22 protein-coding genes are annotated in these 21265 nt (G+C 52.4%); 12 read left to right on the top strand and 10 right to left on the bottom strand.

Annotated features, from left to right (window positions below; translation table 11 throughout):
• Window positions 1-85: 85 nt before the first annotated feature.
• Window positions 86-553 carry a DUF3576 domain-containing protein gene (locus RC74_RS05455; protein WP_039003359.1) on the bottom strand — a complete coding sequence of 156 codons (468 nt, stop codon included), beginning with the start codon at window positions 551-553 and terminating at the stop codon, window positions 86-88.
• 293 nt (window positions 554-846) lie between these two features.
• On the opposite strand from RC74_RS05455, the gene RC74_RS05450 reads away from it, so the two are divergent.
• Both RC74_RS05450 and RC74_RS05445 read left to right on the top strand, forming a co-directional pair.
• Entirely contained in the window at window positions 847-1854 is a 1008-nt protein-coding gene (locus RC74_RS05450) for a porin (RefSeq protein WP_039003360.1), read from the top strand.
• 100 nt (window positions 1855-1954) lie between these two features.
• A complete protein-coding gene (locus RC74_RS05445) occupies window positions 1955-2608 on the top strand; it encodes a YggS family pyridoxal phosphate-dependent enzyme (RefSeq protein ID WP_039003361.1) in 654 nt (217 codons plus the stop codon).
• Here RC74_RS05445 and RC74_RS05440 read toward each other — a convergent pair.
• Window positions 2605-3066 (bottom strand): L,D-transpeptidase family protein, encoded by a 462-nt coding sequence (locus RC74_RS05440; RefSeq protein ID WP_052274959.1) that lies wholly within the window; start codon window positions 3064-3066, stop codon window positions 2605-2607. The genes RC74_RS05445 and RC74_RS05440 overlap by 4 nt on opposite strands.
• A gap of 41 nt (window positions 3067-3107) precedes the next feature.
• Window positions 3108-4199: a GTP cyclohydrolase II gene (ribA, locus tag RC74_RS05435; protein ID WP_039003363.1), complete on the bottom strand. Its 1092-nt coding sequence runs from the start codon at window positions 4197-4199 to the stop codon at window positions 3108-3110.
• 162 nt (window positions 4200-4361) lie between these two features.
• On the opposite strand from ribA, the gene RC74_RS05430 reads away from it, so the two are divergent.
• Window positions 4362-5048, top strand: coding sequence for a response regulator transcription factor (locus RC74_RS05430; RefSeq protein ID WP_039003364.1), 687 nt, complete (start codon window positions 4362-4364; stop codon window positions 5046-5048).
• Between the two features lie 67 nt (window positions 5049-5115).
• Here the strand turns inward: RC74_RS05430 and RC74_RS05425 are convergent, their stop codons facing one another.
• On the bottom strand, window positions 5116-6168 hold the full coding sequence (locus RC74_RS05425) for a Hint domain-containing protein (RefSeq protein ID WP_052274960.1): 1053 nt from the start codon (window positions 6166-6168) through the stop codon (window positions 5116-5118).
• 235 nt (window positions 6169-6403) lie between these two features.
• Here RC74_RS05425 and xth point away from each other — a divergent pair, with 235 nt between their 5' ends.
• The 4 genes from xth to RC74_RS05405 are packed head-to-tail and all read left to right on the top strand — an operon-like array spanning window position 6404 to window position 9009.
• On the top strand, window positions 6404-7192 hold the full coding sequence (gene xth / locus RC74_RS05420; protein ID WP_039003395.1) for an exodeoxyribonuclease III: 789 nt from the start codon (window positions 6404-6406) through the stop codon (window positions 7190-7192).
• Window positions 7193-7241: 49 nt separating this feature from the next.
• Entirely contained in the window at window positions 7242-8165 is a 924-nt protein-coding gene (trxA, locus tag RC74_RS05415; RefSeq protein WP_039003365.1) for a thioredoxin, read from the top strand.
• 26 nt (window positions 8166-8191) lie between these two features.
• Window positions 8192-8830 (top strand): LON peptidase substrate-binding domain-containing protein, encoded by a 639-nt coding sequence (locus RC74_RS05410; RefSeq protein WP_039003366.1) that lies wholly within the window; start codon window positions 8192-8194, stop codon window positions 8828-8830.
• Window positions 8827-9009 (top strand): Trm112 family protein, encoded by a 183-nt coding sequence (locus tag RC74_RS05405; RefSeq protein WP_039003367.1) that lies wholly within the window; start codon window positions 8827-8829, stop codon window positions 9007-9009. Before RC74_RS05410 ends, RC74_RS05405 begins: the two co-directional genes overlap by 4 nt.
• On the opposite strand, the gene RC74_RS05400 is transcribed toward RC74_RS05405, so the two are convergent.
• A complete protein-coding gene (locus RC74_RS05400) occupies window positions 9006-10232 on the bottom strand; it encodes a UbiH/UbiF/VisC/COQ6 family ubiquinone biosynthesis hydroxylase (RefSeq protein ID WP_039003368.1) in 1227 nt (408 codons plus the stop codon). The two genes, RC74_RS05405 and RC74_RS05400, sit on opposite strands and share 4 nt — an antisense overlap.
• A gap of 90 nt (window positions 10233-10322) precedes the next feature.
• On the opposite strand from RC74_RS05400, the gene RC74_RS05395 reads away from it, so the two are divergent.
• The 4 genes from RC74_RS05395 (at window position 10323) to RC74_RS05380 (ending at window position 16598) form a co-directional block, all read left to right on the top strand.
• On the top strand, window positions 10323-11651 hold the full coding sequence (locus RC74_RS05395) for an amidase (RefSeq protein WP_039003369.1): 1329 nt from the start codon (window positions 10323-10325) through the stop codon (window positions 11649-11651).
• A gap of 127 nt (window positions 11652-11778) precedes the next feature.
• Window positions 11779-12960, top strand: coding sequence for an aminotransferase class I/II-fold pyridoxal phosphate-dependent enzyme (locus RC74_RS05390; protein ID WP_039003370.1), 1182 nt, complete (start codon window positions 11779-11781; stop codon window positions 12958-12960).
• A gap of 6 nt (window positions 12961-12966) precedes the next feature.
• Entirely contained in the window at window positions 12967-15927 is a 2961-nt protein-coding gene (locus RC74_RS05385) for a DNA translocase FtsK (protein ID WP_039003371.1), read from the top strand.
• 71 nt (window positions 15928-15998) lie between these two features.
• Window positions 15999-16598 carry a LolA family protein gene (locus RC74_RS05380; protein ID WP_039003372.1) on the top strand — a complete coding sequence of 200 codons (600 nt, stop codon included), beginning with the start codon at window positions 15999-16001 and terminating at the stop codon, window positions 16596-16598.
• Between the two features lie 10 nt (window positions 16599-16608).
• Here the strand turns inward: RC74_RS05380 and RC74_RS05375 are convergent, their stop codons facing one another.
• A complete protein-coding gene (locus tag RC74_RS05375) occupies window positions 16609-17193 on the bottom strand; it encodes a transglycosylase SLT domain-containing protein (protein WP_039003373.1) in 585 nt (194 codons plus the stop codon).
• A gap of 68 nt (window positions 17194-17261) precedes the next feature.
• Window positions 17262-18143 carry an AEC family transporter gene (locus RC74_RS05370; RefSeq protein ID WP_039003374.1) on the bottom strand — a complete coding sequence of 294 codons (882 nt, stop codon included), beginning with the start codon at window positions 18141-18143 and terminating at the stop codon, window positions 17262-17264.
• An 83-nt stretch (window positions 18144-18226) separates the two neighbouring features.
• Between RC74_RS05370 and hspQ the strand changes: the two genes are divergently transcribed.
• Window positions 18227-18553 (top strand): heat shock protein HspQ, encoded by a 327-nt coding sequence (gene hspQ / locus RC74_RS05365; RefSeq protein WP_039003375.1) that lies wholly within the window; start codon window positions 18227-18229, stop codon window positions 18551-18553.
• 3 nt (window positions 18554-18556) lie between these two features.
• On the opposite strand, the gene RC74_RS05360 is transcribed toward hspQ, so the two are convergent.
• The 3 genes from RC74_RS05360 to RC74_RS05350 all read right to left on the bottom strand — a co-directional run bounded on the left by RC74_RS05360 (window position 18557) and on the right by RC74_RS05350 (window position 21199).
• Entirely contained in the window at window positions 18557-20137 is a 1581-nt protein-coding gene (locus RC74_RS05360) for a gamma-glutamyltransferase family protein (RefSeq protein WP_039003376.1), read from the bottom strand.
• A gap of 235 nt (window positions 20138-20372) precedes the next feature.
• Window positions 20373-20813 (bottom strand): ATP-binding protein, encoded by a 441-nt coding sequence (locus tag RC74_RS05355; protein WP_169798714.1) that lies wholly within the window; start codon window positions 20811-20813, stop codon window positions 20373-20375.
• A 50-nt stretch (window positions 20814-20863) separates the two neighbouring features.
• Window positions 20864-21199, bottom strand: coding sequence for an STAS domain-containing protein (locus tag RC74_RS05350; RefSeq protein ID WP_039003378.1), 336 nt, complete (start codon window positions 21197-21199; stop codon window positions 20864-20866).
• Window positions 21200-21265 lie beyond the last annotated feature (66 nt).

Below are 21265 nucleotides of genomic sequence, written 5' to 3'. Positions count from 1 at the left end.
TAAGTGCAAAACGCCGAGCTCTTCTGCGGGCTGCAGGGCTCGACGTATGCGAATGACGGGTTAGGTCGGCAAGCGCCTTCCAAGATTAGAGATTGCCGTCGCGCAACCGAAGTTGGCGCGCCCGCGTAAGAATAGCGTCTTCGATCGCACGCTGGGTTTCGGCAGAAACTGCCCGACCTCCGCTCGATTGAAGCGCGACATTAAGAGAACGCGCATCTAAAGCAGGGTCTTGGATATAAACCGCCGCGCGATAGGATTGGCTGCCACCCGGAGGCGTGCCGTATCCCGTGATGAAAATGCCCGAGAAGGGATCAACGTCCTGAACGGGCAAGAAGTCGAGAATCTCAAGCGCCGCGTTCCAGAGGTACTTGTTAACCTCAATTTGAGTGTTCGGATTAGCATTGTTGTCAAAAATATCCCAAACCGTGGTCGGCGTCTCTTCATAGCTCTCCTGAAACGGCTGAAGTTGGGGAATTGGCTCAGAATCACATGCGGAAATGCCCACGACCAAAAGAATCGATGAAAACCATTTGAAAAATTTGCTCGCTACCATTTTGGCTTCCCCTTATTGCTTCAGGGGATTTAGTAACCAACCACCTAAGGCGGAGCAAGGTTTTTCAGTTTTTTAGGCCATACTATAAAGAGAACAATATCGTTCGCCTTGTTTGGAGTCCCCAAAGAGCTGAAAATTGACTGTGGCAAACCTGCATCAGCCTTAAAGGGTTTGTTAAAGCGATGCATCGGGAACTTGCAAAATCGGAGCCAAAAGGCGATTGAACATCATACTCAGTTCGGATTTCCCTGAATTGAGGTGCACTCTTTAATCTCTTACAAGGGAAAAACGAAATGAAAAATCTTCTTATTGCTACGACTGCACTCGTTGCAACCGCTGGCGTTGCAGCCGCTGACATCTCCGTATCCGGTGACGGTCGCATGGGTCTTGTGTATAACAGCCAAGACACGCTTCTTTCTGGCGATTCCAACATCAAAATCAGCAGCCGCCTTCGTATCGGTTTCTCCGCATCCGGTGAAACAGACAACGGTCTGTCCTTCGGTGGTTTCATCCGCGCTGACAATGCCGGCTTCAATTTCGACGGTGGTGGCGGTGTTAACGGTCGCGCTGGTTCCGTATTCATCTCCGGTTCTTTCGGCAAGCTCTCCATGGGCGACGTTGACGGTGCTGCTAAAGCTGCTGTTGGTCAAGTTTCCGGTATCGGTTACACAAACTTGAGCGACATCAACGAAATCACGTACCTCAACTCCGGTACTGATCTTAACGGTGACGGTTCCGACGATACACTGTACCCAACTCCTTCGGCTCTTTATGAGTACGCAGCTGGTTCTACAGTATTCTACGTTGGTATCGGCCAAATCGGCACACAAATCGGTACTGTTTCCCTTCCAGGCGGCGGTTTCGCAGTTGGTGAAGTTGGTCAGTCCTACTCGGTTGGCGCTAAATGGTCCAACGACAATGGCCTAACAATCTCCGGTGGCTACGAAGCTACTAACGACGTTGCTGGTACAGGCGACGCGAGCGATTGGGTTCTTGGTGCTCAGTGGACTAACGGTACATGGGGCGTTAAAGGTATCTACCTTCAAGGCGAATGGGCTGGCTTCGGCGACGTTAGACAGTATGCTGTTTCTGGTGACTGGACTACTGGTGCGACAACTGTAACTGCTTTCGTTACACGCAAAGAACTCGAAGACTTTGACCTTGATACTACTTCATTCGGTCTTGGTGCTGCTTACGACCTCGGCGGCGGCGCAACACTTGCTGGCGGTATCGCAAGCGTAACTCCACTTGCTGGTGACGACTACACAGTTGGCGACCTTGGTGTTAAATTCAACTTCTAATCCATCCGGATTATTGTGAATTGGAAAGAGCGGGCTTCGGTCCGCTCTTTTCTTTTTGTCCAGACTGTGGCTCATTGGGGTGAACTCAAAAGGCCATATTATGTCTCTGTCAAACACCCTTTCCAAAATTCAGTCCGCAGAATCTAATGCTGGACGTCCTACAGGTTCCACCAAGCTTATTGCGGTTTCCAAGGTGCAACCACTTGAGCGCGTACGCGCCGTCCTAGATCAGGGGCACAGGATTTTTGGCGAAAACAAAGTGCAAGAGGCCGCCGGAAAATGGCCTGACCTACGCGCGGAATACGGTCCCGTGGAAGTGCATCTTCTCGGCCCCCTCCAAACAAACAAAGCCCGTCAAGCGATGGAGCTTTTTGATGCTATCCACACCCTAGATCGCCCAAAACTCGCCACCACATTCGCGCGACTAACCAAAGAGGTTGGTCGCTGCCCGAAACTGTTTGTCCAAGTCAATACAGGCGCAGAAGAGCAAAAGGCGGGTGTCTCCGTCGACGAGGCGGACGGTTTTATCGCAATGTGCGTAGGGCTTGGTTTGCCGGTCGTTGGCCTCATGTGCATCCCTCCCTTTGACGAAGATCCAAACCTGCACTTCGCCTTACTGGCGGAAATAGCGGCACGAAATCAGCTATCTGAGCTTTCGATGGGGATGAGCAGCGATTTCGAAGTTGCCATAAAAGCAGGCGCAACCTACGTCAGAGTCGGTTCTGCAATTTTCGGCGCGCGCAGTTACGACTAGGCCTTTACTATAATTCTGCTATAGGGCGTCCATCGCGCCAATATCCATTGCAAATTTTGCCTAGAAAAAGCGATGCACCCTTCGGTCGGGTGCCGCGGTTTGCGCCATTGATGCACAAAAATTGCCGACCCCAATCCGAGGGTAGCCTGTGGGTAGTTGTAATCCGTGTATAGAACCACATCGTATAAAGGGTCCGAGCGGAACAATGTCTCGTGGCTAAACTTATAAAACCGTTGAGTTTTTTGGCTATTGTAGTCTGGATCGCACGAGTCGTCTGACCACACGTCAGCTGGTCCGATGGCACGCATAGGAAACGGAACATGTGGCTGCCGAAGGCGCGACTGTCGGAATCCTCCTCCAACTAGACGCATTTCCTGTCTCGGCGTCCCGCCATCCCCCTCACGCTTATCGGCCACAAAACCACCCTTGCCGATGGAACAAGGAATGCGTCGCCCCATAAATCGCGCCCCCCAACGGGACACGACAAGGTCGGATGGCTTCACAGCAGATGCCCGGATTTTGCGGCTTTCGTCGCAAGATAGGCGTGATTATGTGCGTTTTCGCCAACCTTCAGCGGCACGCGTTCGACAACTTGAATGCCGTTCGCCTGCATCATTTCAACTTTAACAGGGTTGTTCGTGAGGAGGTTAACGCTTTGAAACCCCATACGTTTTAGGATTTCCGCGCCAATGCGGAAGTCTCGTTCGTCGTCCTCAAACCCAAGGCGGTGATTGGCTTGAACGGTGTCAAATCCCTGATCTTGAAGGGAATAGGCGCGCATTTTATTGGCAAGACCAATCCCGCGCCCTTCCTGATTGAGATAGAGCAAAACACCCGCCCCATTCTCGCCCATCGCTGCAAGAGCTGCGCGCAGCTGCGGACCACAGTCGCATTTTAAACTGCCGATAAGGTCACCCGTAAAACACGCAGAATGCAGGCGAGAGAGCACGGGTTTCCCACGATCTGGGCGACCAATTTCCACGGCATAATGCTCTTCACCGCCATCAAGTGGGCGGAAAACATGCAGGCGCCCCGCTTCGGAAACTTCTAGGGGGACGCGTGCCGAAGCAACCAATGTAAGGGGCGACATTGCGTCAATCTCGGCCTCTGCGTCCTCCAGCGGCACATGGGTGAGATCATTTTCGTGGGCGAACGCGACGCCGTTTTCAATGGGTAATAAAACAGCGGATGGTAGTAATCGCGCGGCCTTAGCTAAACCGATCGCGGATTTTGCAATACAACTTGCGCCCTCGCGGAGGGTTTTGAGGGGGCCTTTCATCGGGGTTCTCAGGTCATTTTCGGGATCGGCCACCGCATATATCCATCTGGTGTCAGCATCGCTTGGAACAACGATTCGCGCCGCATTTGTGTCATAGGCGCGCGCCTTAAGGGTCTCGGCTCTGCGGGTTGTGATGGCCAAAATAAGTGGTCCGCCTAGTTCTCGAAGGTCCGAAAGGCGGGCAGGGGTCAATGTTTCCGACGCAATGACAAGTGCCGACTCGCCAGCTTTGGACAGGACAATTGGTGCGCCCATTCGAAGGTCTGCACGGGCACGGGCGAGCCGCTCGGAGAGGGTTGGGGTCAGGGGCATTCGCAAAACTCTGTTACAACATTCATCTGATATGTAACCATTCTGGGTGGGAATTGAAACATAAGGCTGGTTTTCCACACGTCACCGTGATTATTCCTGACAGCCTCTTGTTTTGCGCCTCTCGGAGGAACAACTCTTATCACAAGCAACGGAGGTTTCCCCATGGTAGCGCTCAAGAAAATACTACTGGTCGACGATGATGACGACCTACGTGAAGCTCTTTCAGAGCAATTGGTTATGACCGAAGACTTCGATGTTTTCGAGGCAGATTCGGGTGCGACGGCGATGGTGAAAGCCAAAGAAGCCATCTATGAGTTGGTGATATTGGACGTCGGCCTACCTGATACCGATGGCCGTGAGTTGTGTCGCTTGATGCGCAAGCAAGGGATTAAATGCCCTATTGTGATGCTTACCGGGCATGATAGCGACGCGGATACGATCCTTGGCCTCGACGCAGGTGCAAATGATTACGTCACCAAGCCATTCAAGTTTCCCGTCCTTTTGGCCCGTATTCGGGCGCAGTTGCGCCAGCACGAGCAGAGCGAAGATGCGGTTTTTCAGCTGGGTCCATATACATTCAAGCCTGCGGTCAAAATGTTGATTACCGAGGACGAAAAGAAAGTGCGCCTGACCGAAAAGGAAACAAACATCCTTAAGTTTTTGTACCGCGCCACAGGCAGTGTCGTAGCGCGGGATGTTTTGTTGCATGAGGTTTGGGGCTATAACGCAGGGGTCACAACTCACACGTTAGAGACACATATCTATCGTCTGCGGCAGAAAATTGAGCTTGATCCAAGCAATGCGCGTCTTCTTGTTACCGAAAGCGGCGGGTATCGCCTCGCCTCCTAAAAGTTCCCGGCGACTGGGTTAAGTCGCACCTCCCTGTTGACTTGCCCGGGCCTTGTGCCCGGGTTTTTTATGCTAATAACGGTGCGGCTTGATAGGCTTTTAGGCTCGGTTTGGCGGCACTGAATGCGCTCCAATCCTCCTCGAGTTCTGGGAACAACGCATAGAGTTCATTCTGAACTTCGGCGGCCATTCCTTCACATACTTCCGCGCCAGGCAGAAAGCTTTCTGAAGATAAACCTTCGGAGAAGATAACTTCGTGATGATCAAATAGTAAGTGAATATAGGTAACGCCGTCTGTTGGGAGATGCCGAGAAATTGTCGTACCGTTTACCAAATGCTTGGCTGCAACCAAGACTTCGTCCTCGCCATAAAACAGTTCGGCACGCCAATCGGAAATCAATACACGATGCTGTGGCGAGACGAGCAGATCACGCTTCGGTACGCCATTCCCAAGAGCCCCTTTTTGAATCAAAACAGGCTCAAACACAGGGTAGAGAGCCAACTCATCACGCGAAAACTGGACTTCGCCCTTCCAGCGCAAGGGCTTTAACCCGTGGTCCAATGTCTCCACCAAGTCACCAGGTGAAAGCGTCTCAATCGCGCGGGGACCGCTGGCGGTTTCGATTAATGTTTCGGGGGTAAAGCATGGAGGAGACGCGTAGGTGTCGTAATTTGTAGTCCCAGTCGACGGGCCTTCGGACGCTGAAACAACAGTAAGGGGCACCCCAACCGGAGGAAAACCGCCGACGGGCCCGATAAATGCCAATCCTTCGACAGTTCCGAAGGAGTTTGCTCCCCCGGGTTCCCGAATGTTGACGGCCATAATGGTGTATGTGTTGCCGTCGGGATCTTGAACATTGATCTGGAATTCCGCTTCAATGATCGCGCCCGCGTCGTAATCTTGGCCGCCATATGTTATGTCTTCGCTCAGAGTTTGGGAGGTGTCGTTGTCGTCGAATGTTTCATTTGCATCGTTGATTTCGACAGTTTGCCATAGATTGGAATTGAGGGTGATCGTTTCTCCAATCAAATGACTGCCGTCGCCCTGACTGATACCGGAAAGCGACTTGCCTCCGGTGACCGAAATTTGATCGTCTTCTAGTGTATAGAGTATTGGCATTTTTGTTCCCAACCATCCTGAGTAGGGTCAATTCATAGCAAGGGTTTGAGTGGAAAGTTTGAAGGTTTAAAGGCAACAAAGGGGCATTAACTGTAGATTTGGTTAACATTCGGAAACAAACGTTCGGCGCGATGGAGCTGGATTCTTGCGCAAAAGCGGGTGTACGAAAACCTTTTGGGTGGTTATTCCGACGGCTCGGCCCTATCCTTGGGAAACAAAAAATTTGGAGCGCCACATGTCTTTTACCCTCTGCACCTGGAATATCAATTCTGTGCGCCTTCGCGAACCTATCGTACTGAAATTACTAGAGGAACAGGCGCCGGACGTTTTATGTTTGCAGGAATGTAAAAGCCCCGTGGATAAAATTCCGACCGAGGCTTTTCACGCGCTTGGCTATACGCATATGGTGGCAAACGGCCAAAAGGGGTATAATGGGGTTGCGATCCTTTCGCGCCTTCCGCTTGAGTTGGTCGGGATGCACGATTTCGCCAATCTTGGGCACGCGCGACATGTGGCTGCGAAACTCGAAAATGGCGTAACGATTCATAACCACTATGTGCCAGCGGGCGGCGACGTGGCCGATCGTTTGGTGAATGAGAAGTTCGGCCAAAAGCTCGATTACCTCGCTGATATGCGGGATGATTTCCGCGCCAATATGCCGAAAAGGTCAATTTTGGTTGGGGACTTGAATATTGCCCCACGGGAAGACGATGTTTGGGATCATAAAAAACTTCTGAAGGTCGTGAGCCATACGCCAATCGAAGTTGAAAAGTTCGAAGAGACCCGAGAATCTGGCGATTGGCATGATGTGACACGGGCCGATATTCCAGACGGTAAAGTCTATAGCTGGTGGAGTTATCGGGCCAAGGACTGGTCGGACGCAGACAAAGGGCGGCGTTTGGATCACATTTGGGCGACGGGCGATATTAAAAGCGCGGGTCACAGCAGCCGAATTGCACGCGATGCGCGCGGGTGGGAGAAGCCGAGCGACCACGCGCCCGTCTTTGCAACCTTTGACCTTTAGGGTCGTAACCCCCATATAGATATAAATGACGTTAATTGGATTGTGATCGATGCTTGAATTTGGAAAAACAGATGCGCCCGCCGAACCTACGGATGAGACCCTAATCAAGGAGTCTTCGGAGGCCAACTTCTTGGAAGATGTGATCGAAGCCAGCAAAGAGGTTCCGATCATCGTTGATTTCTGGGCACCGTGGTGTGGTCCATGCAAAACGCTTGGGCCTGCACTCGAAGCTGCGGTGAACAAAGCTGAGGGCGCCGTTAAAATGGTAAAGGTCGATGTTGACCAGAACCCCGGAATTTCCGCTCAATTACAGATCAAATCCATCCCTACAGTTTATGCTTTCTGGCAAGGACAGCCGGTTGACGGATTTCAGGGTGCACTCCCTCCCAGCGAGATTGATCAATTTGTAGAGCGAGTCGCCGCCATGGGGCCCGGTGCGCCCGATGGTGGGCTCGCAGATGCGGTCGAGGCTGCCGAAGCAATGTTTGAAGTTGGCGAATTTGACGATGCCCTGCAAACATTCGTAGCGATCACCGAAGAAGATCCCATGAATGTGCCATCCTTTGCGGGCATCATTAAGTGCCATTTGGCGCTTGGCGAAGTGGAAGAGGCCGAGGCAGTGCTGAACGGCATTCCTGCGGAAATATCCGAGAGTAAAGCAATTGAAGCGGTACGGGCGAAAGTTGATTTAGCGAAGCAAGCCGCAAACGCAGGTCCGGAAACTGAGCTTTCTGCTGCTGTGGAGGCCAATCCAGACGATCATCAAGCCCGTTTCGATCTGTCCACTGCGCTACTTGCTGCAGGTGATACCGAAGGGGCTGTGGAAGCTCTTTTGGAGCTATTCAGGCGGGATAGAGACTGGAACGACGGCGCTGCCAAATCTCAAATGTTTACCATTTTTGATGCCTTGGACATGAAAGATCCGATCGCTCTGAATGGACGGCGCAAACTGTCCTCAATGATTTTTGTGTAATCGAAAACCGGAGCGAGTTCAAAACAATGAAATTGCCCGTCAAACTTCCAGAGACCTTACCGCTTTTTCCAATTGATGGGGCGCTGCTCCTTCCGCGCGGGAGGCTGCCTCTGCAAGTCTTTGAACCGCGTTTTTTGGCAATGGTTGATGATTGCCTAAAGACGGATGACCGTATGATCGGCCTCATCCAGACCGAGAAAGGTAAAGGCGAAACGACGTATCAGAATGTTGGCTGCGCCGGTCGGATCGTCGGTTTTTCAGAAACTGCCGATGGGCGGTACATGATTACACTTTCGGGTGTGTCACGGTACCGGCCGTTGGACTTTCGCGAGAGTTTTAAACCCTACTTAGTCACGACGCCAAGCTGGACGGGTTTTGAACGAGATGTGGCTGGACCAGAGCATGATCCAGAGTTTCCGCGGGATGATTTTATTCCGTTGCTTCAAAAGTATTTTCATATGCAAGAATTGGAAACCGATTGGGAAAACTTGTCGGGAGCCGAGGACGAATTGTTGATCAATTCCCTGTCGATGCTCTGTCCATTTGAGCCAGAAGAGAAGCAAGCACTATTGGAAGCTGCGGATTTGAAAACGCGACGAGAAACGCTTCAGGCTTTGATGGAAATGGCCATTCATGCAGGGTCACAGAAGGAACAAATACAATGACAAATGAAGGGGTTTTTGACCCGAAAATGCTCGAAAGCTTGGTGTGCCCTCTGACGCAAGCGCGGCTCGACTACGACGCCAAAAATGCGGAGCTCATCTCAAAGCCAGCCAATTTGGCCTTTCCAATCCGCAATGGCATTCCTGTTATGCTCATTGATGAGGCGCGCGAACTCGATTAAATCGGGCGTCCTTGAAGCAGTTTAGGAACGTCTCCCGTTAGGCCCGCCGCTTCGCGCATTAAGCGTCGCCGCGCACCCGGAATGGCATTGACCAAACCTAGTCCCAAATCCCTTACGGCCCGAAGCGCAGAATTATCGTTTGAAAATAGAGCGTTGAATCCGTCTGTCGCACCCGCAAGTGCTGCCGTATCAAAGCGTCGCCATTGTTGATACCGCGCCAAAACATCAGAGGCACCGAAGTCTTCTCCGCGACGTTTGGCTTCTATAATTACTTGCGCTAATGCGCCGACATCTCTCAGGCCAAGGTTGAGACCCTGACCCGCAATTGGATGCACCGCATGTGCCGCATCTCCAATGAGGGCCAAACGTTGGGCAACCATTTCTGGGGTGACCGAAAGGGTAAGGGGATAGGAAAATCTTCCACCCGCCAGCGAAATATCTCCCAGAAAACTCCCAAACCTTGGGCGCAACTCTTCCAGAAAACCGGCGTCCGAGAGCGCCTTGATCCTAGCGGCATTCTCGTGCGTTTCGCTCCAGACAATGGACGAAACATTTCCCGGAAGGGGTAAAATCGCCAGTGGCCCCGACGGCATGAAAAACTGATGTGCACAGCCCTCGTGTGGCAGGTCATGCGCAACGGCGGCAACCAAGGCGGTCTGGCCGTAATCTTTGATGTCTCTGGTAATTCCTGCTCGCTCTGCGGTCTGGCTTTTTTTGCCATCCGAACCAATGAGGAGGCGGGCAGCAAGAGTTTTTTCTGAGGCTAATGTCACAGTGGCACCGGTTGCCGTCTGTTCTTGGGAAACAACGGTTTCACCCGAAATAGTCACTATTCGAGGTTCTTTTTCCAACGCATCCAAAAGTGCGAACCTTAAGAAGCGATCCTCAATCATATACCCCATGGGGCCTTCTTCGAGTTCACGATGATCAAAGTGCAGCACAAATGGAGAAGGACCTTCGCCCGCGCGCCCATCGGTGACTTTTACATCCAAGATTGGTTGGGAATGATGCGCGATCCCCGACCAAACGCCCAAAGCGCTCATTAGTTTTTGGGAGGACAACGCCAACGCATACCCGCGCCCGTCAAAATCATTCGCTTTTCGAACTTGGGTTGGGAGGGCGTCTACGAGGATGACACTCATCCCACCTTGAACGAGGGCCAAAGCCATTGACGCGCCGTTTAGCCCGCCGCCTACAATCAGGATATCGGAATCAAATTTCATAAAGGTATATTGGCGCTTTTAGCGGGATTGTCCATGTGGTCGGTCGTCGCTAGAGTCGCAAATTGCAAATATGATATTAGGGGTGGAAAAATGGATTGGCTAAAAGCGACGGCCTCGGATTTGGGGCGAGCGATTGGGAGCGGTGATATTGACCCCGTTGAACTCGCGCAATGCTATCTTGATGCCATTAATACGCACCCTCTAAGCGCCAAGATCTATACACAGGTGACACGCGAACGCGCGTTGGCCGAAGCTGCGGAATCGGCAAAAAGGGCACGAGTTGGGGCGCGTTTGGGTCTGTTGGACGGTGTACCCGTCAGTTGGAAAGATCTTTTTGACAGTGCAGGGGTGGCGACCGAAGCGGGAAGCGATTTACTTGCTGGCCGTGTGCCTGAAAGCGATGCCGAAGTCCTGAAGGCCGCAACGTTTGGCGGATCTGTTTGCCTTGGAAAAACGCATATGTCCGAGCTGGCGTTCTCGGGACTTGGGCTAAACCCAGTGAAGGAAACCCCTCCCTGTGTGAATGATGCGGAGGCTGTCCCCGGTGGAAGTTCGTCGGGGGCTGCGACATCGGTGGCTTATGGGCTTGCCCCTATTGCGCTTGGTTCTGATACGGGAGGGTCAGTGCGGATTCCGGCGGCTTGGAACGATCTGGTCGGCCTGAAAACCACATCTGGGCGGATATCTTGTAAAGGCGTTGTGCCTCTTTGTGCGCGGTTTGATACCGTGGGACCGCTGTGTCGGTCGGTTGAGGATGCGGCGCAGGCTTTGGCACTCATTGAGGGGCAAAAACCTGTTGACCTTGGGGGCGTGGGGCTTGGAAATGTTCGTCTAGGTGTGCTGCAAACCATTGCGCAAGCGGACGTGGAAGATAAGCCGGCTCTTGGTTTTAATCAGGCTCTAACTCGCCTAAATTCGAATGGCGCACAGGTTGAGGATGTCATTTTTCCCGAATTGCATGAGGCGATGGCGCTCTCCCCGATACTGTTTTCTAGCGAGGCGTATGGGACATGGAAAGACGTTATCGAAGCCACCCCCGAGAAAATGTTTCCTGAAATTCTAGAGCGTTTCCGAAGCGGTGCAACTTTTCTCGCATCCGACTTCGTTGTAGGTTGGCGCAAGATTGATGAAATTCGCGCAAAGTGGAATTTGGAAATGGCAGGGTATGACGCGATTGTCCTACCCACGGCTCCGATCCTTCCGCCAAACCAAAAACGTCTTCTCTCGGACCATTCATACTATTCTTCACGGAATTTACTGGCATTGCGAAATACCAGAATTGGGAATTTGCTTGGACTATCGGCTCTAACGTTGCCCACAAGTGTGGCGTCGGCTGGATTTATGTTGATGGGAAAGCCCATGGGCGAAGAGGCGTTGCTTAGAATTGGGCGTGCTGCGGAAATTGCACTTGCTCAATAGGCTGACCTAAATGCCACATGCATATGGCCAAGCTGCGGATAACAACGGCGTTTTTCTGGACCAAATCCCTTTGCGCAGGTAGTCTCGAAACATACGGGGCGCTTATGATCCCGACATTGAGGCATATATGGTTTTTCCAGAGCGGTTTTCGAATCTGCCAGAATACGCATTTCCGCGTTTAAGAACGCTATTGGACTCGCACGCACCCGGCGGCGAGCCATTTGCTATGACCATCGGCGAGCCGACACATCCGTTCCCACCCTTTGTTACTGACGTAATCGCTGAAAATGCTGCGGGTTTTAACCGATATCCTCCAAATGATGGCGCGCCAGAACTCTTGGCCTCGATCGCTGGATGGATTGAACGGCGCTATAATGTTGCCCTGCCCAGTTCTCAGATTATGACTGTGAATGGCTCACGGGAAGGGCTGTACAACGCGGCGATGGCGCTTTGCCCTGAAAGTAAAAACGGCGTTCCGGTTGTGCTTATTCCTAACCCGTTTTATCAAGTTTACGGGATTGGCGCAATTTCGGTGAACGCTGAATCCGTTTATGTTTCCGCCGAGCGTGAGACGGGGTACATGCCGAATTACGCTGGATTAGAGCCTGAAACTCTGCGCCGTACGGCCCTCGCTTATATCTGTTCGCCGTCTAATCCACAGGGTGCCGTCGCAAGCCGCGCTTATTGGAAAGAATTGATCACCCTTGCCGAGAAGTTTGATTTTCAAATTCTAGCGGATGAGTGTTACTCCGAAATATATCGGGTTGATGCACCGGTTGGTGTACTTCAAGTTGCTGCAGAAATGGGTGCTGATCCCGAACGCGTCGTGATTTTTCACTCCTTATCGAAGCGGTCAAACCTGCCTGGCTTGCGGTCTGGATTTATTGCGGGTGGCCCAGAGACGATGGCGCGTTTGAGCTTGCTTCGGGCCTATTCTGGCGCCCCTTTGCCTCTGCCACTGCAAATGGCGGCCGCAAAAGTCTGGGATGATGAGGCACATGTAGTTGCGAACAGAAAGCTCTATGCGGAAAAATTCGATATTGCGGACGAGATATTCGACGGCATCGAAAACTACGAATCTCCCGAAGCCGGTTTTTTCCTTTGGCTTCCGGTTGAGGATGGAGAGGCAGCAGCGTTAAAGCTTTGGCGCGATACGGGTGTACGGGTTCTTCCCGGCGCATATCTTAGTCGCGACATAAACGGACATAATCCGGGTCAGGGCTACATTCGTGTCGCCCTCGTGGCCCCAAAAGAAGAGGTGCGGGCGGGTCTGAAGAAGATCCGAAACTGTATCTATAGCGAAGGATAGTAGAGTATGGCGTATCAAACACGGCAACGAGACCCATTGTTGGACTCCAATGTAACGGCCGCCATCGAAAGACGCGGCAAAGAACTCATTGGTGTCGCAATGGTCGTTGCAGGCCTGTTGACGACGTTGATACTTGCGTCTTACTCGCCCACAGACCCGAGTTGGTTTTCCGCCACAAGCGCCCCGATCCAAAACTGGTTGGGTGGCTTTGGTGCGGCGATCGCGTCGCCACTTTTCATTATCGCAGGCGTAGCGAGTTGGGGTGTTCCCATTGCGATGCTTGTTTGGGGTGTGCGATTTGCGGCGCATCAAGGCGAAGAGCGCGCTATCTCACGGTTGATTTTCCTACCGATTTGGATTGCGATTTTTTCGGTTCATGCCGAAACTTACGCGCCATCCGTAAGCTGGGATCACAGCTTTGGGTTGGGCGGTATGTTCGGTGAAATGGTGTCCGGAGGATTGCTCAACGCAGTTGGCGTTACAACGACGGTCGGTTTCAAACTGTTTTCGCTGGTTTCTGGCGTGGCAATGTTGGGGGCTGCTGTCTTTGTGTTGGGCTTCACTAAACCTGAGTTGCGCGTTATCGGCCGGTTCCTCCTCGTGGGTTTGATCATGGGGTACGCGCGCCTAATGACCCTCATGGGGCGTGGTGCGAATGAAGCTGTTCTGGCCGCGAAACGTGTTCAAGAGAGCCGGAACGAGCGCCGTGAAATGGCGGCTCGCATTGCGGAGGAAGACGCGGTTTTCGAAGAGCATCTAGACGGTGATTTTAACGTACAGCCCGTGGTTGCTCGCCCTCAACAAGCTCATCGGCCGGCACAGGTTGTGCGTGCGGAACCTGTTCTTTCGGCACCGAAATCGCGTGCCGCCCCTGCACGTGACATCCAAGAACCCGCACAGGTCTTGGCCGCTCCCGCCCCCATGGCTGCACCGACACATGCGGCACCTGCTCCTAAACCGGGTTTGTTTGCGCGCGTACCTTTGCTGAAAAAACGTAGCCCTGCGCCTGTTCAAGACATGCCCGCTGCCAAGGTTGAGGCGTCAGGCGAAATGGACGACGAGGCTCGAATCAAAGCGCGAATTTCTGAGATCATCAAGTCTCGTGTGCGTCATGCGCCGCGTGCCAGTGTTCGGGCAGAGCCCAAAATGCTACGATCCCAAAAACCGGCCCCCTTGGTTCTGAATTCCCCTGCCACAGTCGAAGATTTTGCAGAATACGATGTGGAAGAGGCCGTGTTAGAGACTGACACCTATGAGTATCCGCAGGAGGTAGAACCGCAGATTGCGCCTGATATCGCCCCGACGCCGCCACCTGTTGCCAGAGTGGCCGCACCCCAACTTCCTTCTGCGCCGATCACAAAACCTATGGTTCAACACGGGGCACGCAAACCGATCCTACCTTCGCGTCAGGCCCAAGCCGAGGCGCAACCTGCGTTGCAATTTGACGAATCCGCGACCGAGTTTGAGTTACCGCCCCTCTCGCTTTTGGCCAGCCCAGGTTCGGTTCAGCGCCACATTTTGTCGGATGAAGCGCTCGAAGAAAACGCGCGGATGCTTGAAAATGTATTGGACGATTATGGCGTGAAAGGCGAAATCGTCGCCGTTCGACCCGGCCCAGTTGTCACGATGTATGAACTTGAGCCTGCGCCCGGTTTGAAAGCCAGCCGTGTTATCGGCCTTGCGGATGATATTGCGCGCTCAATGTCGGCGCTTTCCGCGCGCGTTTCCACCGTACCTGGTCGCTCGGTTATTGGGATCGAGTTGCCCAACGTAAACCGTGAAATGGTTGTGCTGCGCGAAATTCTTGCGGCGCGGGATTTCGGCGATTCCAGCATGAAATTGCCGCTTGCTTTGGGTAAGGATATTGGTGGGGAACCGATCGTAGCCAACCTCGCCAAAATGCCCCACCTTTTGATTGCGGGGACGACCGGCGCGGGTAAATCCGTGGCGATCAACACGATGATTTTGTCGCTGCTTTATAAATTAACACCCGAAGAGTGCCGCCTGATTATGATCGACCCGAAAATGCTTGAGTTGAGTGTTTATGATGGCATCCCCCACTTGCTTAGCCCCGTCGTAACAGACCCTAAAAAGGCCGTTGTGGCCCTGAAATGGGTCGTTGGCGAAATGGAAGAACGCTATCGCAAGATGTCCAAAATGGGCGTGCGGAATATTGATGGCTATAATGGGCGCGTTAGTGACGCACTTGCGAAGGATAAAATGTTCAGCCGAACCGTGCAAACGGGCTTTGACGATGAAACCGGTGATCCTACTTTTGAAACCGAAGAATTCGCACCGGAAAAGATGCCCTATATCGTTGTCGTCGTCGACGAGATGGCGGACCTTATGATGGTCGCAGGTAAGGAAATCGAAGCTTGCATTCAGAGGCTTGCCCAAATGGCGCGTGCCTCAGGTATCCACCTGATTATGGCCACGCAGCGTCCGTCTGTTGACGTTATCACAGGGACGATCAAGGCCAACTTCCCGACCCGTATTTCGTTCCAAGTGACCAGCAAGATCGACAGTCGTACGATTCTTGGCGAAATGGGCGCCGAGCAACTTTTGGGTATGGGTGACATGCTTTATATGGCTGGCGGCGGTAAAATTAACCGTATTCACGGCCCGTTCTGTAGCGATGAAGAAGTCGAGGAAGTTGTGAACCACCTCAAGGCCTATGGCACGCCCGAATATATGTCTGGTATTGTTGATGGGCCTGCAGAGGGTGCGGAGAGTGAAATCGACCTCGTGCTTGGCCTTGGCGGAAACACCACGGGTGAAAACGCGCTCTATGACCAAGCGGTTGCGATTGTGTTGAAAGATCGGAAATGTTCGACCTCTTATATCCAACGTAAATTGGCCATCGGCTATAACAAGGCCGCGCGTCTTGTTGAGCAAATGGAAGACGAGAACTTAATTTCCGCAGCCAACCACGTCGGGAAACGCGAAATTTTGGTGCCCGAGCAATAGATAACGGCAGATAAACGCTTTGTGATTTCGGCTGGGTAGTAATCTGGCCGAAAGCAGTTAAGTATAAATACATGAAACATTTACGCTTCCTTTTAGTACCCGTTTTGGCTGTCAGCATGGCTTTGCCTGCGGCTGCCGAGAAAATCTCTCTCAAGGAGATTTCCAACTATTTCAATAGCTTCTCAACCGCTCAGAGTCGCTTTAGCCAAGTGAACGCCGATGGCTCAAAATCATCGGGCAATATGTTTATGCAAAGGCCGGGCAGGGCGCGGTTTGAGTATGATAAGCCTGACGACACGTTGGTGATTGCCGGCGGGAGCCAAGTGGCCATCTTTGACCAGAAATCCAATACGGGACCCGAGCAGTATCCGCTCAACCGCACGCCATTAAGCATTATTCTTGCGAAAAATGTGAACCTTGGCGGAGCGAGAATGGTCGTTGGGCATGGCACACGCGGTACAGATACCGTTGTGCGCGCCCAAGATCCGAAAAATCCCGAATACGGAAGTATTGATCTCATCTTTGAAGCGAATCCGACGCGCCTTATCGAATGGATAATTAACGACGCGGCGGGAAATGCGGGCACGCGCGTTATTTTTGGCGATTTCAAGACTGGCGTGAGTTTACCCGCCAGCCTCTTTAATATTACGCTCGCCTCGAGAGAGCGATAGTCTGTGCGGCCTAAATCTTGCCGCACTGCCTAAGTTGGGCTTCGTAAAGCCTCGAACGGTCGTCGACGCTTTGTGAAACTCTAATGAGCCATGCTTTGGAATTGTGCGATCCGCGCGCGTAGCCGGCTCTGCCTTCATGGTAGGCAAGATACTGGTTGCGCGCATCTGCTTTGGAAATCCCGAGCTTGCGCGCACTTTCGTCCATGTACCAACCCATGAAATCGACAGCGTCAGAAAAATCGTCGCGCTTAGCGCTGCGACGTCCAGTAGACGCGCGATACTCATCCCAAGTCGCATCCAACGCCTGACTATAGCCATAGGCAGAACTTTGACGGCCCATAGGTATGATACCCAGTGCATACTGATGTGGCGTGCGCGCATTGCCGATGAATTTGCTCTCTTGGTAAAGAGTCGCCATTTGCACGTTTATTGGAATATCCCAGCGCCGCTGGGTTTTTTTCATAGCCTTGTAATATTTACCGCGCTGATTGAGGATTGAACAGGCGTCGTTTAAATTGCGTGGGGCGGAATTATCACCCCCACCGCATGCGGCGACCAGAATCATCAATACTGTTGCGCGAAGAAGTCTGCTCATATGCCCCTCGCTTTTTTTCAAACAGGATAACGTAATTTCACCCATTTGGAAATAACAATCAGTTGATTTTAGATCAGGAATCCAAGCGCGAGGGGAATCACGGCGACAGAAATGAGGGTTGAAACCACAACAAGGCCAGCAACGGCATTGGAATCAGCCCCATATTTCTCGGCTAGCATGTAGGATGTGACAGCAACGGGTGTCCCGACTTGCAGGATCAAAACCGCCAGTGCCACATGTGGGAGATCCAGCCACACACCGATTCCGGCGGCCACACCGATACAAATCGCAGCCTTAAGGAGGGAAAGCCAAAACGCTTGCCCCAACCGCCCCGGCTTTAATCGCGCGACTGCGACACCAAGCGTTATGAGCATCATCGGAATAGCCATTTGCCCCACAAGTTCAAGCGCGTTCGTCAAAAATTTCGGGGTTTCCCAGCCTTGCCACATGAAGATCGCACCAAGTAGTGTGGCGCCGACCATCGGCTCCTTAAGGACTTTGCTCAAATTGCCCCCACCAGAGACAATCCAGACCCCAAAAGTAAAACTCCAGATCGCCATTACTGCAAAGACTACAATGGCATAGGCGAATCCTTCTTCGCCAAATGCGAAGTACGCAAGGGGGAGGCCAACGTTACCTGTATTGCCGAAAATGAGGGAGGGGAGGAAGCTGCGGACGTCCAATTTCAACGCGCGCACGACGAGGTAAAAGACCAGCGTCAAGACGGCATAGGTAATGACCGATGCGACGAGCAATAGCGACAGCGCCGACGGGTCAATTTTGGTTTGCATCAAAGCGACGAAGATCAATGCGGGGATCGATATAGTCATCGCCATGCCGGTTACAAACTGTACGCGGTACTCAAATCCGAGCCGCACCCAGACGTATCCGATGCTTGCTAAAATGAAGACAGGAGCGACAATTTCGAGGACTGTTAAAACTACGTCCACAGTCTGTTTCCAGCATTTTGCGTCTCTATCATGGACAATCCCCGTCTCCATTGTTTAGTAACCTTATGGGGAGCTATTAAGCTATGCTGAAGACACGTGCAAAATATTATCTTGGCCAAGTTGTTCGCCATCGCAAACATCCGTTTCGCGGTGTGGTTTTCGATGTCGACGCTATGTTTGCAAATACCGATGAGTGGTATGAGGCGATCCCTGCCGAGAGTCGCCCCAACAAAGATCAGCCGTTTTACCATCTGCTGGCCGAAAACGATAAGAGCTACTACGTCGCCTATGTTTCCGAGCAGAACCTCATTGCGGATTATACGGGGATTCCGATAAGCCACCCTGATTTGAGTGACATGTTCGGTGATTTTGAAGACGGAAGCTATCCGCTTCAGTTCCAGCTCAATTAACCCCTAATACCCCAAAGCACAGCCATCTTTACGGGGATCGGAAGCGCCCTGAAGGACGCCTCGCTCCCAATCAATGAGAATCGCTTGGGCACCGCCGATTGCAGTATCCGGGGTGGATAACGTGTGCCCCAATGCTTCGAGTTCCTGCTGAACTTTTGCAGAATAGCCGCGCTCGATGTTCATAACCCCAGCGTCGCTAAAACTGCGCGGCGCGTCTATTGCTGCCTGTGGGTGCATGCCAAAGTCCGCTGTGTTCGAGACGAATCGCGCGTGCCCGTTGGGTTGATACGCGCCGCCCATAACACCGAAAGGCATGATAACTTTGCCGTTCTGTTTGAGCATACCCGGAATGATCGTGTGCATAGGGCGTTTGCCGCCTGCGGCCTCATTTGGGTGGCCTTTGTTCAACGTGAAACCCGCGCCACGGTTTTGAAAGAGGATGCCGAATTTATCCGACGCAAGGCCCGACCCAAAGCTGTGAAAGATAGAATAGATCAAAGAAACAGCCATGCGATTGCGATCGACGACCGTAATGTAAATGGTGTCCTTATGAACGGATTCCGAAAGTGGAGCGGCAGCGGCCATCGCGCGCTTAGGGTCAATCAACGCGGCGAGTTGTTCTGCTGTCTTTGCGGCTAACATATGGTCCAGTCGGCCCACATAATCCGCATCAGAAAGGAACCTGTTGCGCGCGTCATAAGCAAGTTTGGCGGCTTCGGCCTCAACATGCGCGCGCTGGCTACCGAATGGATCCATAGAAGCGATATCGCAATGACCGAGGATATTGTTCATTAGAATGGCGGTTGCGCCTTGGCCATTGGGTGGATGCTCGAACAATTCGAGATGTTTATAGGTTCCCGAAATCGGGGTCGTGTACGCGCTAGTTTCTGTTTCAAAATCGTCGAGAGTGTGGGTTCCGCCAAGCGCTTGTAGGGAGTCGACCATGTCTTGGGCAACTTCTCCAGTGTAAAACGCATCTCGTCCGTCCAAGGCGATGCTACGCAGAACTTCTGCTTGTTGTGGCGCTCGGAAAATTTGCCCAACTTCAGGGGCTTTCCCGTCGATTAGGTAGTAGTCGCGGGCAACACCCTGAAGGGAGTCCTCAGCGATCCTCCAGTCCATTTGGGTGCGTGGTGCAACCGGAATACCCGCCGTTGCATAGTGAATCGCGGGGGCCAATGAACCCGCTAATCCCATTTTTCCATAATCTTTTGAAAGCCGACAAAAGGCGTCGATCGCACCCGGAATTGTGATAGACGCGACGCCCCCGACGGGCATTGTCTTGTGCCCGTCTGCGCGCAATATTTCTGCGGATAATCCGGCTGGCGCGCGGCCCGAGCCATTTAGGGCGATGATATCGTTGCCGTCTGCGGGTTTAACCAGAACGAAACAGTCGCCGCCTATTCCTGTCATTTGGGGTTCGCAAACGCCAAGGACAACAGCGCCCGCGATCGCAGCATCAACCGCATTTCCACCAGCTTCCAAAATTTGGCAAGCGATTTTCGCCGCTAAAGGGTGCGAAGTGGCACACATACCGTTTTCGGCAAAAACTGGGGAACGTCCGGGTAGTTGAAAATCACGCATGCTGGTCTCCTCATGTTAGAAACGGAGACTAGAGCGGCTCTGGCGGTATTCCAAGTTCGAAATGGGGGGAAGTAGTGCCTCGACGCTGCGGTACTGGGTGGGGGCTGTAAATCACAGCGTCGAGGGAAGCTTTATGCAGCTACAAGTTCAATATGCTGTTCAACTCAGGCGGCGTTAAGGTGCGAATAGGGCAATTTCGCGGCATTTGAAGCTCCCCCTAATTCAGGCAGGCTTACTAAGGCGCTTTAAGGGCCCGTTTACTAGAAAGCTGAAAGCTCAAGTGATTTTTTGCGCCAATTCTGCTGTACACAAGGTCTTCGGCGATTTCATGGATGATAAGCCAACCCCATCCCCCCTCGGGGAGATCATCAAGCGGACAATCCAAATTCGTCAGAGTCGCTTGAGGGAGGGAATAGCGGGGCATTGGATCGCCGTGATCGATGATTTCAATAGCCAAGTGTGAACCATTTGCGGAAATGGAAATGAGAATTGGTCCAGGATCTCCATTAGCGTAGGCGTGTTCCACGATATTGTTCATAACCTCAGCCATAACCAATTCGGTCACACTACAATTCTCTCCTGAAAACCCAAAAGCCTTTAGCTGCTCGAGTATAGTTTCAAGTGCAGATCGGACTGCCAAGGCATTTCCCGGAAGGGTAAGATTAATGTGCTGCATACCCAAGTCTTCTGGCATAAAGAGGAGCTCACTCAATGGTCATTTATAGCTTAGGAGGCGCATGAAGTTGCTGCCCCAGCATTTGGGTGGATGATAAAAACCGTGTCCATTCGCGTAAGTTTAAATACTTTTTCAACAGCTCCGGTAAGGCCGGCAATTTCAAGGGTTCGTTCGCTCCCAAGTTGCTTCATGGCGGCAACAACTGCACCGAGGCCACTACTGTCGAGGAAATTCACATTCGACAGGTCAAGAATGACTCGTTTAAAGCCGTTTTCCGTAACTTCCCGCATTTTATCTTTGAATTGAACGGCGACCGCCGAGTCGATTCGTTGTGCGTCGACCGTGGCGATGAGGGCGTCGTCTACTACTCTGGATGAAATTTCCAAAATCTTGCTCCATGTGTTGGTTGCTATTAGACTAGGCGCCAATCGTTACCATTCGGTATGCATAAT

Origin of the sequence: Falsihalocynthiibacter arcticus (assembly GCF_000812665.2) — a bacterium.
Taxonomy (GTDB): domain Bacteria; phylum Pseudomonadota; class Alphaproteobacteria; order Rhodobacterales; family Rhodobacteraceae; genus Falsihalocynthiibacter; species Falsihalocynthiibacter arcticus.
Note: the sequence above shows the minus strand (reverse complement) of the source record. Positions and strands in the feature narration are given on the sequence as shown.

Coding starts and splice junctions, on each gene's coding strand:
- RC74_RS05455 (WP_039003359.1), bottom strand. CDS start 553: ATGGTAGCGAGCAAATTTTTCAAATGGTTTTCATCGATTCTTTTGGTC.
- RC74_RS05450 (WP_039003360.1), top strand. CDS start 847: ATGAAAAATCTTCTTATTGCTACGACTGCACTCGTTGCAACCGCTGGC.
- RC74_RS05445 (WP_039003361.1), top strand. CDS start 1,955: ATGTCTCTGTCAAACACCCTTTCCAAAATTCAGTCCGCAGAATCTAAT.
- RC74_RS05440 (WP_052274959.1), bottom strand. CDS start 3,066: ATGGGGCGACGCATTCCTTGTTCCATCGGCAAGGGTGGTTTTGTGGCC.
- ribA (WP_039003363.1), bottom strand. CDS start 4,199: ATGCCCCTGACCCCAACCCTCTCCGAGCGGCTCGCCCGTGCCCGTGCA.
- RC74_RS05430 (WP_039003364.1), top strand. CDS start 4,362: ATGGTAGCGCTCAAGAAAATACTACTGGTCGACGATGATGACGACCTA.
- RC74_RS05425 (WP_052274960.1), bottom strand. CDS start 6,168: ATGCCAATACTCTATACACTAGAAGACGATCAAATTTCGGTCACCGGA.
- xth (WP_039003395.1), top strand. CDS start 6,404: ATGTCTTTTACCCTCTGCACCTGGAATATCAATTCTGTGCGCCTTCGC.
- trxA (WP_039003365.1), top strand. CDS start 7,242: ATGCTTGAATTTGGAAAAACAGATGCGCCCGCCGAACCTACGGATGAG.
- RC74_RS05410 (WP_039003366.1), top strand. CDS start 8,192: ATGAAATTGCCCGTCAAACTTCCAGAGACCTTACCGCTTTTTCCAATT.
- RC74_RS05405 (WP_039003367.1), top strand. CDS start 8,827: ATGACAAATGAAGGGGTTTTTGACCCGAAAATGCTCGAAAGCTTGGTG.
- RC74_RS05400 (WP_039003368.1), bottom strand. CDS start 10,232: ATGAAATTTGATTCCGATATCCTGATTGTAGGCGGCGGGCTAAACGGC.
- RC74_RS05395 (WP_039003369.1), top strand. CDS start 10,323: ATGGATTGGCTAAAAGCGACGGCCTCGGATTTGGGGCGAGCGATTGGG.
- RC74_RS05390 (WP_039003370.1), top strand. CDS start 11,779: ATGGTTTTTCCAGAGCGGTTTTCGAATCTGCCAGAATACGCATTTCCG.
- RC74_RS05385 (WP_039003371.1), top strand. CDS start 12,967: ATGGCGTATCAAACACGGCAACGAGACCCATTGTTGGACTCCAATGTA.
- RC74_RS05380 (WP_039003372.1), top strand. CDS start 15,999: ATGAAACATTTACGCTTCCTTTTAGTACCCGTTTTGGCTGTCAGCATG.
- RC74_RS05375 (WP_039003373.1), bottom strand. CDS start 17,193: ATGAGCAGACTTCTTCGCGCAACAGTATTGATGATTCTGGTCGCCGCA.
- hspQ (WP_039003375.1), top strand. CDS start 18,227: ATGCTGAAGACACGTGCAAAATATTATCTTGGCCAAGTTGTTCGCCAT.
- RC74_RS05360 (WP_039003376.1), bottom strand. CDS start 20,137: ATGCGTGATTTTCAACTACCCGGACGTTCCCCAGTTTTTGCCGAAAAC.
- RC74_RS05355 (WP_169798714.1), bottom strand. CDS start 20,813: ATGCAGCACATTAATCTTACCCTTCCGGGAAATGCCTTGGCAGTCCGA.